Genomic DNA, 12,087 nt, shown 5'->3' on the forward strand with positions numbered 1-12,087 from the left:
TTAATTAGCTTTTAATACAGCAATAATTTCTTTAGTAGTTGTGGTTGCACTACCAATATGTTTAATCACAATTGATGCAGCATAATTAGCAACTGTTGCAGCTTCCTCAACCGTTAATCCTAATGCAATGCAATAGGCTAAGGTTGCTATTACTGTATCTCCGGCACCGGTAACATCAAAAACTTCAGTAGCTGCAACAGGTATAATTTGATGATGATCATTTGCAAAAATGGCTATCCCGTTTTCTGATAATGTAACAATTAGATAGCTAGCATTTGTTTGAAATAATAATTTATTTGCAGCTTCTAATAAATCAATATCGTTGCTTATTTTTTCTGTTTTTGCTGCCTCTGCTAATTCTTTACGATTTGGTTTGATGATAAAAGTACCGCTGTACTTGCTGTAATCTAACCCTTTCGGATCGACAATTACTTTTTTATCTAGCCCCTTACAAAATGTTATAATTTTTTCACAAAGTGAAGGTGTAAGTAAACCTTTATTGTAATCTGATAATACAATAATATCTGAAACTTTGATTACCTCTAAAATATCTGACAAGAATTGACTTTCAAGAATTTCATCAATTAGATGGGTATCTTCATTGTCTATTCTAACAATTTGATGGTTGCCGGCAACAACACGTGTTTTTATGGTTGTTTGTCGTGTATTATCTTTTGTAATAAGAGAAGTATCAATATTATGGCTTTTAAGAATATCGATAACTTCATCGCCAAAGTTGTCATTACCAACAATTCCGGCTAAAAAAACATTAGCATTAAGAGAAGTTAAATTGCATGCAACATTTGCCGCACCACCTACAATTTTGGTTTCTTTTTTAACATTTACAATAGGAACTGGTGCTTCTGGAGATAAGCGAGTAGCTGAACCAAATATATAATGATCAAGCATTAAATCGCCAATAACAAGTATTTGCGGAGCAGGCTTGCCAGAACTTGAGTGTAATAATTTTTCTGCTAACGTATTCATGTGTAGCGCAAATATACGATTTATGCTTTGATAAGCTTAATTATGCTTTTTTCGATTTAAAGTAGGTATCAATCTCAGCTAATGAAAATGCATTTAGACATTTAGCTGATGTTAATCCACCTTTTCTTGCTACCATAGTACCAAAGCGCATGTCATAAAATCCTTCTTTTCTATGCGCATCTGGATTGATAGATAACAAAACACCTTTATCTAGAGCATAGCGATGCCAACGCCAATCTAAATCCAAGCGAAGCGGATTAGCATTAATTTCTATCACTACTTTATTTGCCGCACAAGCATCTATTATTTTCTTAAAATCGATGTCATATCCTTTTCGTGTAAGCAGTAATCTTCCCGTTGGATGACCTAAAATAGTTGTATAAGGGTTTTCTATTGCTTTGATAAGCCTAGAGGTTGCTTTTTCCTCAGTCATTTTTAGCTGACTATGAACCGAAGCAACCACAAAATCGAATGTTTTTAGAATATCATTGCTGTAATCTAATGACCCATCATATAAAATATCGCTTTCTATACCTTTAAATATTTTAAATGGAGCAAGCTTTGTATTTAGTTCGTCAATTTCTTGGTGCTGAGCATAAACGCGTTGTTCATATAATCCTTTAGCATAAAATGCAGATTTTGAGTGATCGCAAATACCTAAATACTCAAGCTTCAAATCGTTTTTACAAAACAAAGCCATTTCTTCTAAAGTGTGTACACCATCACTCCAATCAGAGTGGTTATGCAAACTTCCTTTTAAATCTTCTAGTTTAATTAGATTTGGCAATTGATGATTCTTAGCCAATTCAATTTCGTCTAAACCTTCACGCAATTCTGGTAAAATAAAATCTAATCCAGCTTTGCTGTAAATTTCTTCTTCGCTTATAAAAGATCCTTCGCCTGCTAGTGCTAAAACTTCAACAACATGTTTTTCGCTGCCTGTAAGTTTAAAATATTGTAGGTAAAAGTTTTCTTTACTAACCAAAATAGCCCTTACTTGTAAACCGCTTTCTGTGTGCCCTGAGAATGTATGCTGATCGATATTTTTGAAAGACAAATGCTCAAAACTTAACAGTTGATTACTGACAGTTTCAATATCATCAGTACCAATGATATAAACAGCTTCCTCAATAATCTCATTTAATCTTCTAAAATCGCCAGCTATCCCAAGCAAAGCGTGGTCATCAACTTTGTTTAACCAAACCGCTAAATTGCTGTAAATCTGATTAACAATCGGCTCGCTATGCGCATACAAAAACTTACCATTGGCGGCCATTTTAAACTCAATAATCCTTTTAATCTCTTCTTGTGTTTTTAGTCCGAAACCTTTGGCTTCTATTAACCTGTTTTCGTTACATGAATAATATAACTCACCAATATTTTCTATTTGCAGCTCATGCCAAATGGTTGCGATTTTTTTTGGACCAATACCTTTTATACCGAGCATTTCTACTATGCCGGGAGGAGTTCTTAATAAAATATCTTCTAATTCTTGTATTGTTCCAGTTTCTAAAAGCTCTATAATTTTAGCGGCTATACTTTTACCAATGCCATCAATTTTATCAATATCTTCTGTGGGTTTTTGAGCTATTGCAAAAGGCAGCTTGTCTATTTTAAAAGCTGCATTTGCAACAGATTTTATCTTAAATGGATTCTCTTCATGCAGTTCCATTAGCTGCGAAAGCAAACGTAGGGTGCGTGATATTGGTTTATTTTCCATTAGCGGATTTTACGATTTTAGATTTACGATTTAGATTTGCCTCAACTTAAGAGGCTGGTGTTATTTAATCTTAATTTCGTAATCCATTTTAGCTTGTATTCCAGAGTATGTGATTGCTTTTTGCATTTGTTTGTACATTAAATAGTGCTCGCCAAATTCTTTTTTAGTAAAGTATACACTCACATTATCTTTAGCATTTGAAAAGAAAGCTTTAAAAGGATCAATTTTTTCTGGATATTCTACCACTTTATAATCTTTTAATTTGGCTTTTTTTGCAGCAGACTTGATGGCATCATCAAAACTACCTAGTTTATCAGCTAAACCAATTTTTACAGCATCTGTACCTACCCAAACATGGCCACCACCAACGCTATCTACTTGAGCCTTAGTTTTTTTACGACCATCGGCAACTCTAGTTAAAAAAGTATCATAAACATGGTTAACATCATTTTGGATAATAAAACGTTCGCCAGCTGTTAAAGGTCTATTAACACTCATTATATCCGCATATTGGCCAGTTTTAACACCATCAAAAGTAACACCTAGTTTATTATTTAATAGGTTTTGGAAGTTAGGGATGATACCAAATACGCCAATTGAGCCTGTAATGGTATTTGGTTGTACAAAAATACTATCGGCAGCACAACCAATATAGTATCCGCCAGATGCGGCAACATCACCAAATGAAGCAATAACTGGTTTTATTTTTTTACTCAATACCACTTCTCTCCAAATTACATCAGAAGCCAAGGCGCTACCGCCACCAGAATTTACACGTATTACAATTGCCTTTACATCTTCATCTAATCTAGCCTTTCTAATAGCTCTTGAAATTCTTTCAGATCCAATTTGCTCATCAGATCCTTCACCACCTACAATATCTCCGTTAGCATAAATTACAGCAACTTTATTTTTGCCCGAAGAAGTTTCAGAAGGTAAGTTTTTAGCGTAATCATTAATGCTAACTGTATTTAAATTACTCTTTTTGTCTTTGCCAGTGATATTTCTAAACTCGTCTAATACTTCATCTTTATACTTTAATCCATCAATCATTTTATAGGTTAAAGCATCTTTTGGTTGTCTAATTTTATAATTATCAGCTATCGCAAACAAGCTATCTCTATTAATTTTTCTAGTTTCAGATATACCATTTAAAAATGTTTGGTACAAGCCAGAAACATAAGCAGTTACTTGTTGCTTATTGTAATCGCTCATTTTAGTATTGATGAACGGCTCAACTGCACTTTTATAATTACCAACTCGAATAATTTGAGCTTCTATGCCTAATTTATCTAAAGCGCCTTTAAAAAACATTAATTCAGAGCTAAATCCTTTAAATTCTAAAGCTCCTTGCGGATTTAAATATACTTTATCAGCTGCTGATGCTAGATAATAAGCTCCTTGTGTATAAACCTCACTATAAGCAATAACAGGTTTTTTCGATTTTTTAAAATCAATAATCGCATTTCTCACTTCAAGCATTGTTGCCATACCAGCATTTGGAGAACTCACATTGATATATACACATTCAATATTGTCATCTGTTTGTGCTTTTTTTAAGGCTTTTGCTAAGTCATTAAAACCAATGCTTTTTTCACTAGAGCTTCCAAAAATAGGGATGCCAGAAAGTGAATTTTCAGGAGTACGTTCAGTAATCGCTTGGTCTAAATCTAAAAATAATACAGTATTTGATTTTACTACGGCTGTTTCTTCGTCGCCCATTGAGGCTATTGAACCAACAATAATTACAAAGAATAAAATGGCAATAACAAATGTGGAGATAACAACACCAACAACTGTTGCGAAAACATATTTGAAAAATTCTTTCATATGAAGTGTAAATATTTAATTTGTAAAGATATAAAACTGAATGGCATCTAATAGTAAATTTACATCGCCTTTTAGATAAAATAAGGTTATATATTGGCTAATAATTAAAGAATAGATATGGGTTTAGACCTAAGTAAGGCTTATTTGTTACTTGGTAGCAATTTGGGTAATAGAGAACAGTTTTTAAGTAGTGCAATTGATGCGATAAATGAAAAAGCAGGGTTTATTTATTTAAAATCATCGATTTATGAAACCGAGGCTTGGGGCAAAATCGACCAACCTGGCTTTTTAAATTTAGCAGTTGCTATCGAAACCCACTTAACTCCAATTCAGTTGCTTGAAAGTGTACTAAACATTGAAGCCGAATTAGGTAGAGTTAGACATGAGAAATGGGGTGCTAGGATGATTGACATAGATATTATTTTTTATGAAAACCAAATCGTAAATGAAGAGGATAAACTTATCATTCCTCATCCCGAGATGCAAAATAGAAAATTTGTTTTAGAACCATTGGCCGAAATAGCTCCAAATTTTATCCATCCAATATTTAACCTTAGTGTATTGCAAATGTTAAAAACATTATGCGATCCATTGGCTGTAGAAAAGAGATAATTTGTTAGATTTGAAAATAATGATAGACAAGAATAAAAATAACGAACCACTAGATTTATCTTATCTGCGTGATATGTCTGGCGATAGTGCAGAGTTTATGCTAGAGATGTTAGATGCTTTTCAGAAACAAACACCGATTTATATGGATGATTTAGAGCAAGCTATTTTAGCAGAAAACTGGAAAGCTACCTCTGAATGTGCGCATAAAATGAAACCTACTTTTTATTATATCGGTAGGGAGGATGTGAGAGATCATATGCAAGAAATTGAGCGAAATGCTAGAGAATTGAAGGAGATTGATGGCATACCAACAGCATTTGGCGTTGTTAAAGATTTTGTTCCAATCTTGTATCAGCAATTAGAAGATGCGAAAGTGCTTTTACGAGCTAAACTTTAAACCACAAAATTCCCTAAAGGAAACTTCTTTGCGCCGTTTATGCAAAATGTATATTTCCAGAATTTAAAATTTGTCTATTGCTTAATGCTTCTGAAGTGTAATATTGATAAACTGATATATAAAATCAATATAAAAGGAATAGCAACAAACTTCAAGAACCCTATCAATATTAATGATATTATAAGAAAAACGAACTTGTATTTGTTTTTCGCCCAGCTAGTATCACTCAGTTTAAAAGAAAAAATCTTTATTTCACTTACCAATAAATAACATGTAATGGCAACAATAGCAATTAATGCTATCGATGAATTTATTATCGCTGGGTAATCATGTGCAATAAATGGCAGTGAGACAATAAAAAGCGTATTCATCGGTGTATTTAAACCAATAAAATCTTCTGTTTGCCTTTCATCAATATTAAACTTGGCTAAACGTAATGCCGAAAATATGGTAATGAAAAATCCTAGGTAAGATAAATACTCAGAACCATTATCGCTCATCTTTAACAGTTGAAACATGACAACTCCTGGTAAAAAACCAAAGCTCACCATGTCTGCTAATGAATCTAATTGTTTTCCAATTTCAGATTTCACGTTAAGCAAACGGGCAACCATGCCATCAAAAAAATCGAATAATCCCGAAAGTAAAACAAAATAGGCTGCGATTTCTAGCTCGCCCTTAAAAGCAAAAACTACTCCAATACAACCAGAAAATAGGTTGGCACATGTAATAGCATTAGGAATGTTTTTTTTCATGTTGAGTTATAAGGTTGAAAAGTTGGAATGTTGTAAAGTTAGGCATTTGAACAAAAACCAATGTTTCAACCTTCCAACTTTTCAATACTTTATCCGTTCATTCCCAATAAAAACTCTTCATTGGTTTTGGTGCCCTTAATTTGAGCTTGTACCAATTCCATAGCTTCTTGGGAGTTCATATCTGCCAAGTGATTACGCAATACCCAAATGCGTTGTAGATTTTCTCTATCTAACAATAAATCGTCTCTACGTGTACTTGAAGCGGTGATATCAATAGCAGGGAAAATACGTTTGTTAGATAATTTACGATCCAATTGTAACTCCATGTTACCTGTACCTTTAAACTCTTCGAAAATTACTTCATCCATTTTAGAGCCTGTATCGGTTAATGCAGTAGCTAAAATTGTTAATGATCCGCCTTTTTCAATGTTACGAGCAGCACCAAAGAAACGCTTTGGTTTGTGCAATGCGTTAGCATCAACACCACCTGATAAAATTTTACCTGATGCTGGTGCAGTTGTATTGTAAGCTCTAGCCAAACGTGTAATCGAATCTAAAAGGATAACCACATCATGACCACATTCTACCAAACGTTTAGATTTTTCAAGTACAATATTGGCAATTTTCACGTGGCGCTCTGCTGGCTCATCAAAAGTAGAAGCAATTACTTCTGCTCTTACGCTACGTGCCATATCAGTAACCTCCTCAGGTCTTTCATCAATCAATAAAATGATCAAATAAACTTCTGGGTGGTTTTTTGCAATCGCATTAGCAACTTCTTTTAGTAAATTGGTTTTACCAGTTTTTGGTTGTGCAACAATTAAACCACGCTGACCTTTACCTATCGGAGTAAAAAGATCCATTATACGGGTAGAGTAGTTGCTGCTATCGGTAAATAAATTTAGTTTTTCTGTTGGGAAAAGAGGGGTGAGGTAATCAAAAGGCACACGGTCACGTACATCTGCTGGTATACGGCCATTTATGCTTACTACTTTTACCAAAGGGAAATATTTTTCGCCTTCTTTTGGCGGACGGATACTTCCGTTTACGGTATCACCGGTTTTTAAGCCGAATAATTTAATCTGCGATTGTGAAACATAAATATCATCTGGTGAAGATAAATAGTTGTAATCTGCAGAACGTAAAAAACCATATCCATCAGGCATAATCTCTAGCACACCTTCATTGGTAATGGTATTGTCGAAATCTAAGTTAGAATAGCTTGTTTCGTTTTGTTTATGGTTACCACCGTTTTGGTTAGGGTTATTTTGTCCCTTTTGCGGGCGGTTATTGTTTTCTTCTCTTGGTACTCGTTCTTCTCTAGCTGGCTTTTCTTCCTTCGCTAATTTTTCTTCGTTTACAACAGCAGGTTTAGCTTCTTTAACTGGTCTTGCTTCTTTTGGTAAACGATCTCTTTTTTGGTTCGGCTGATTAGTATTTGCAGGTTTGTTAGCCTGGTTTTGTAATTTTTCAGCAATCGTCTCCATTTTTTCTGGGTCGCTTACAAAATCTGGAGGTAAGGTAACTACCGGAGGCTCAACTTCTACGCTTTCAGTTTTTGTTTCTTCAGGTTCTGGTAAGCGTGTTTGTGGCTCATCAAACAAAGTAACTCTATCACGCTCAGGCTGCGCTGGTTGTGGTTTGTCGTCTTTACTAATTCGAGCACGCTTTTTAGCCAAAGGTTTATCGCTAGTTTCTTTAGCAACCTTAGTTTTGGTAGTTGCTGGCTTAGCATCTGCAACTTCACTTTTGCCAGTTTGCTGTTTCAATATCTGTTCAATCAGGTCTGTTTTGCGCAGATCATCTGCATTTGCGATACCTTCATTTTTTGCTAACTCACGTAATTCTGCGGTAAGCTTTTCAGTTAATTCTGTTTTATTAAACATTTATGTGTATTGTCGAGAAATTTTAAATTGAGCTTATCAAAAAATATAACTAAAAAATGCTTTGGCAACATTTAAAATAAGTAAAATGGCTGAGATTTTTCTGGGATATTCAGATAAACATTCGGGAATTATGGCACAATTGTATGTATTTGAAAATTAATAAGCAACTAAAATCGAAAATTGTTTAAAAAAAAATCATTTTGTGCAAACATCGCCTTACCAAAAACCAGCTAATTTTGGCATCTTTGCGCATCATTTCGTGCATAATATGAATAAGGAACAACTTTTTGGGCAAATACAACAGAAAAAATCATTTTTATGTATTGGGCTCGATCCGGTTTTAGATAAGTTACCAAAGCATCTTTTAAAATATAACGATCCAATTTTAGAGTTTAACAAGCAGTTAATAGATGCAACGCATGATTTATGTGTGGCCTATAAACCTAATACCGCATTTTACGAAAGTAGGGGTGTTAAAGGCTGGCAAACTTTGGTAGATACCTGGAAACATTTTCCTGAAAATGTGTTTACAATTGCCGATGCCAAACGTGGTGATATTGGAAACACATCGGCCATGTACGCACAAGCTTTTTTTAATGAAGAAAATTCAGAAATGAGCTTTGATTCTATAACTGTTGCGCCTTACATGGGTAAAGATTCAGTAGCTCCTTTTTTAAACCATCCTAATAAATGGGTAATTCTTTTGGCCTTAACTTCTAATGAAGGCAGTCAAGATTTTCAAGTTAAGCAAAGCGACGATCAGAAATTATATGAGCAAGTAATTAAAACTTCTCAAAATTGGGGCAGCAGTGATCAAATGATGTATGTTGTTGGAGCAACTAAGGCAGAGGAATTTCAAAATATCCGCCAGTTGGCGCCAGAACATTTTTTATTGGTGCCTGGTGTTGGTGCTCAAGGTGGCAGTTTAAGTGCTGTTTGCCGATATGGTTTAAATTCGAAATGTGGTTTGTTGGTAAATGCTGCCAGAAGTATAATTTACGCCAGCAATGGTTTAGATTTTGCCGAAAAAGCACGTGAAGAAGCTTTGGCTTTACAACAAGAAATGGAGCAAATTTTAGTTGCCGCTAAATTAGTATGAGCCCCAAAACCGATTTTAAGTTAATAGGAGCTTTATTAGCAGTTGCCATTGTTTGGGGTACAACTTATTTGGGCATTAGAATAGCTGTACACACCATACCGCCGTGGTTTGTAACTGCCATGCGCCAAGGTATTGCTACTTTAATTTTACTGGTTATTTTACTAAAACAAAACCAATTAAAGTGGGTAAGTTGGGCGCATTTAAGAAGACAAATGTTGCTTTCTTCATTAATGATTATTATTGCTAATGGCATGACAACCGTTGCCGAACAGAGTATTCCGAGTGGTTTAACCTCATTACTAAATGCACTAAATCCGATAGTAGTTTTTATTGGGTGTGTAATTATTGGACTGCAAAAGCTAACTTTAAAGGGTGTAATTGGTGTTTTTATTGGCTTTTTAGGAGTAGCATTTATTTTTAGAGATGGCTTAAACGATTTGCTAGATCCTAATTATAAAGTTGGGATCATTTATTTATCAATTGCCATAATGGGCTGGGCAACAGGTACAATTTACACCAAAAAATATACAACACAAAGCTCAAATATCATTCTCGATTTGTTTTATCAATTCGCTTTTTCGGCAGTTGTACAATTAATTTTTGCTTTCGTTTTTTCGCAAAAAATAGAGCCAAATAATTGGAGTTTACAAAGCTTGTTGGCAGTTGTTTATCTTGGCGTTTTCGGTTCAATTGTAGGTTATTTTTGCTACCTCTATGCGCTAAAAAAGGTTTCTGCAACAAAGGTTTCCATATTATCTTACTTTAATACCGTTATAGCCATATTTTTAGGTTGGTTAATTTTAGATGAAGTGATAACTTACGATTTGTTAATTGCCACAGTTTTAATTATTACTGGCGTTTTTATCACCAATTACAAAGGCAAACAAAAAGTAGTATCTTAAATTTTAGAAAGCGACTGTTAGTAGTACTTGGCTAATGTAGCCCCGCTTTTCTCTGCAAAACAAATTCTTTTTCATCCAATTTCATTGGAAAAGAATTTGTTTTTTCGTTACAATCGGGCTTATTTTTTGAAGTTAGTGGTTCTTGAGGATACTTTACGGATCCAAAACATCGCGTCATGCTGAATTTATTTCAGCATCTTTATTGCTGTTTAATTGTAATTTAGACCCTGAAATGAATTCAGGGTGACGACCTTTTTAGATATTAAACAAATCTAATTTTACTTATAATTTAATCACAATAACTTTAGGTTAAATTTTCTTAAACATTTATTTTTCAGCTAATTATTGCATAAATTCAGCTATGAACTTCTCAGAAGAATTTTTGCATTTCATTTGGCAGTTTCGCTTGTATGGCGCACAAAAACTTTTTACTACAAATGGAGAATTAGTAGAAGTTTTGCAACAAGGTGCGTTAAACACAAATGCTGGTCCAGATTTTACTAAAGCTAAATTAATTATTGGCGGCACTACTTGGGTAGGTAATGTAGAAATTCACATCAAATCTTCAGATTGGCATTTGCATAACCATCAAAAAGATATGGCATATGAGAATGTTATTTTGCATGTTGTTTATGAAGATAATGAACCAATTTATCGGCAAGATGGTACCATATTGCCAGTCTTAATTTTGAAAGATCTTTTTCCAGTTCATTTGTTAGCTAACTATCAGCAGCTCATAAGTTCGGCGAATAATTTTCCATGCGAAAAACAAATTAACTTGGTAGATGAATTTTTAATTGATGGATTTTTAGCACGGGTATTCGTAGAGCGTTTTGAACAGAAATCTGCAGAAGTTTACCAAAAACTAAAGGAACTAAAAGGAGACTGGGATGAAACATTTTATCATTTTATGGCTCGCAATTTTGGTTTTAAAGTTAATGCTACCCCAATGGAGATGTTGGCACAATCGCTGCCTCAGCAATTATTTGCTAAACACATAGATAATCCGCTGCAAATAGAAGCATTAATTTTCGGTCAAGCAGGTTTTTTAAACCAAACTTTTGACGATGAATATCCCAACCAATTGAAAAGCGAGTATCAGTTTTTGCAAAAGAAATATGGTTTAAAACCAATCGATGTTTCACTTTGGAAGTTTCTTAGAATGCGTCCACAAAACTTCCCAACCTTAAGATTAGCTCAATTTGCTGCATTAATTGTGAATTCAAATCATCTTTTCTCAAAAATTTTGGTAATGAAAGATTACAGAAATGCACAAATACTTTTTGAGAATTTACCAGTAAACCCTTATTGGCAAACACATTATCATTTTAATAAAAAGGCAGAAAATGTTGCCTTACAATTAGGTCAAAAATCTATTCAGAGCATTATAATTAATACAATTAGCCTATTTTTGTTTGCTTATGGTAAAGCTTTAGGTCAGGAAAATTTTGTAACGAGAAGTTTTTATTTGTTAGAAAATATTACCGCAGAAAACAATGCACTTATTAAACAATATCAAGATGCTGGTGTTAAAGTAAAAAATGCATTTTATTCGCAAGGCATTTTACAATTAAAAAAGAAATATTGTAATGAAAAAAAATGCTTATCTTGTGGTATTGGAATTAAACTATTAAAGCAGTAAAAAATGTTTCAACGTATTGTTACCTTTTTCGAACAACAAAGCTTTGGCGTTTCGGCATATTTGGCTAATAAGTTTAATATGAGGACAAGTAAAGTACGTTTGTTCTTTATTTATTCATCTTTTTTGGCAGTAGGTTTTCCTATTCTATTTTACTTTTTAGCAGCTATAGTTTTAGATATTAGGACTTATATGAAAAAAGTAAGGCTAAGAGTTTGGGATATTTGAACAAAACTTAAAGGCTCTAACGACTTAAAAGT

11 protein-coding genes are annotated in these 12,087 nt (G+C 33.8%); 6 read left to right on the top strand and 5 right to left on the bottom strand.

The window, feature by feature from the left end:
• Genes rfaE1 through sppA form a run of 3 tightly spaced genes read right to left on the bottom strand, consistent with a single transcriptional unit; the run spans nt 1 to nt 4,537 of the window.
• A complete protein-coding gene (gene rfaE1 / locus AC07XU_RS16140; protein ID WP_494944669.1) occupies nt 1-987 on the bottom strand; it encodes a D-glycero-beta-D-manno-heptose-7-phosphate kinase in 987 nt (328 codons plus the stop codon).
• Nucleotides 988-1,027: 40 nt separating this feature from the next.
• A complete protein-coding gene (locus tag AC07XU_RS16145; protein ID WP_494944670.1) occupies nt 1,028-2,707 on the bottom strand; it encodes a helix-hairpin-helix domain-containing protein in 1,680 nt (559 codons plus the stop codon).
• Between the two features lie 60 nt (nt 2,708-2,767).
• Nucleotides 2,768-4,537 (bottom strand): signal peptide peptidase SppA, encoded by a 1,770-nt coding sequence (gene sppA / locus AC07XU_RS16150; protein WP_494944671.1) that lies wholly within the window; start codon nt 4,535-4,537, stop codon nt 2,768-2,770.
• A gap of 117 nt (nt 4,538-4,654) precedes the next feature.
• Between sppA and folK the strand changes: the two genes are divergently transcribed.
• Both folK and AC07XU_RS16160 read left to right on the top strand, forming a co-directional pair.
• Nucleotides 4,655-5,149, top strand: coding sequence for a 2-amino-4-hydroxy-6-hydroxymethyldihydropteridine diphosphokinase (gene folK, locus AC07XU_RS16155; RefSeq protein WP_494944672.1), 495 nt, complete (start codon nt 4,655-4,657; stop codon nt 5,147-5,149).
• Nucleotides 5,150-5,168: 19 nt separating this feature from the next.
• The gene (locus AC07XU_RS16160) at nt 5,169-5,546 is read left to right on the top strand and encodes an Hpt domain-containing protein (protein ID WP_494944673.1); all 378 of its coding nucleotides are present in this window, start codon (nt 5,169-5,171) and stop codon (nt 5,544-5,546) included.
• Between the two features lie 74 nt (nt 5,547-5,620).
• Here the strand turns inward: AC07XU_RS16160 and pssA are convergent, their stop codons facing one another.
• Nucleotides 5,621-6,301 (bottom strand): CDP-diacylglycerol--serine O-phosphatidyltransferase, encoded by a 681-nt coding sequence (gene pssA / locus AC07XU_RS16165; protein WP_494944674.1) that lies wholly within the window; start codon nt 6,299-6,301, stop codon nt 5,621-5,623.
• Nucleotides 6,302-6,390: 89 nt separating this feature from the next.
• Complete coding sequence (gene rho, locus AC07XU_RS16170) at nt 6,391-8,187, bottom strand: transcription termination factor Rho (RefSeq protein ID WP_494944675.1); 1,797 nt, start codon at nt 8,185-8,187, stop codon at nt 6,391-6,393.
• 268 nt (nt 8,188-8,455) lie between these two features.
• Here rho and pyrF point away from each other — a divergent pair, with 268 nt between their 5' ends.
• The 4 genes from pyrF (at nt 8,456) to AC07XU_RS16190 (ending at nt 12,055) form a co-directional block, all read left to right on the top strand.
• The gene (gene pyrF / locus AC07XU_RS16175; RefSeq protein ID WP_494944676.1) at nt 8,456-9,286 is read left to right on the top strand and encodes an orotidine-5'-phosphate decarboxylase; all 831 of its coding nucleotides are present in this window, start codon (nt 8,456-8,458) and stop codon (nt 9,284-9,286) included.
• The gene (locus tag AC07XU_RS16180) at nt 9,283-10,188 is read left to right on the top strand and encodes a DMT family transporter (protein ID WP_494944677.1); all 906 of its coding nucleotides are present in this window, start codon (nt 9,283-9,285) and stop codon (nt 10,186-10,188) included. The genes pyrF and AC07XU_RS16180 overlap by 4 nt, the downstream gene beginning before the upstream one ends.
• 361 nt (nt 10,189-10,549) lie before the next feature.
• Nucleotides 10,550-11,830 carry a DUF2851 family protein gene (locus AC07XU_RS16185; protein ID WP_494944678.1) on the top strand — a complete coding sequence of 427 codons (1,281 nt, stop codon included), beginning with the start codon at nt 10,550-10,552 and terminating at the stop codon, nt 11,828-11,830.
• Between the two features lie 3 nt (nt 11,831-11,833).
• Complete coding sequence (locus AC07XU_RS16190) at nt 11,834-12,055, top strand: PspC domain-containing protein (RefSeq protein WP_136876389.1); 222 nt, start codon at nt 11,834-11,836, stop codon at nt 12,053-12,055.
• Nucleotides 12,056-12,087: the final 32 nt, after the last annotated feature.

The sequence above is a fragment of the Pedobacter sp. GW456-11-11-14-TSB4 genome (assembly GCF_059424425.1).

Excerpts from the sequence above, each read along its gene's own strand:
- rfaE1 (WP_494944669.1), bottom strand. The coding sequence starts at position 987 with ATGAATACGTTAGCAGAAAAATTATTACACTCAAGTTCTGGCAAGCCT.
- AC07XU_RS16145 (WP_494944670.1), bottom strand. The coding sequence starts at position 2,707 with ATGGAAAATAAACCAATATCACGCACCCTACGTTTGCTTTCGCAGCTA.
- sppA (WP_494944671.1), bottom strand. The coding sequence starts at position 4,537 with ATGAAAGAATTTTTCAAATATGTTTTCGCAACAGTTGTTGGTGTTGTT.
- folK (WP_494944672.1), top strand. The coding sequence starts at position 4,655 with ATGGGTTTAGACCTAAGTAAGGCTTATTTGTTACTTGGTAGCAATTTG.
- AC07XU_RS16160 (WP_494944673.1), top strand. The coding sequence starts at position 5,169 with ATGATAGACAAGAATAAAAATAACGAACCACTAGATTTATCTTATCTG.
- pssA (WP_494944674.1), bottom strand. The coding sequence starts at position 6,301 with ATGAAAAAAAACATTCCTAATGCTATTACATGTGCCAACCTATTTTCT.
- rho (WP_494944675.1), bottom strand. The coding sequence starts at position 8,187 with ATGTTTAATAAAACAGAATTAACTGAAAAGCTTACCGCAGAATTACGT.
- pyrF (WP_494944676.1), top strand. The coding sequence starts at position 8,456 with ATGAATAAGGAACAACTTTTTGGGCAAATACAACAGAAAAAATCATTT.
- AC07XU_RS16180 (WP_494944677.1), top strand. The coding sequence starts at position 9,283 with ATGAGCCCCAAAACCGATTTTAAGTTAATAGGAGCTTTATTAGCAGTT.
- AC07XU_RS16185 (WP_494944678.1), top strand. The coding sequence starts at position 10,550 with ATGAACTTCTCAGAAGAATTTTTGCATTTCATTTGGCAGTTTCGCTTG.
- AC07XU_RS16190 (WP_136876389.1), top strand. The coding sequence starts at position 11,834 with ATGTTTCAACGTATTGTTACCTTTTTCGAACAACAAAGCTTTGGCGTT.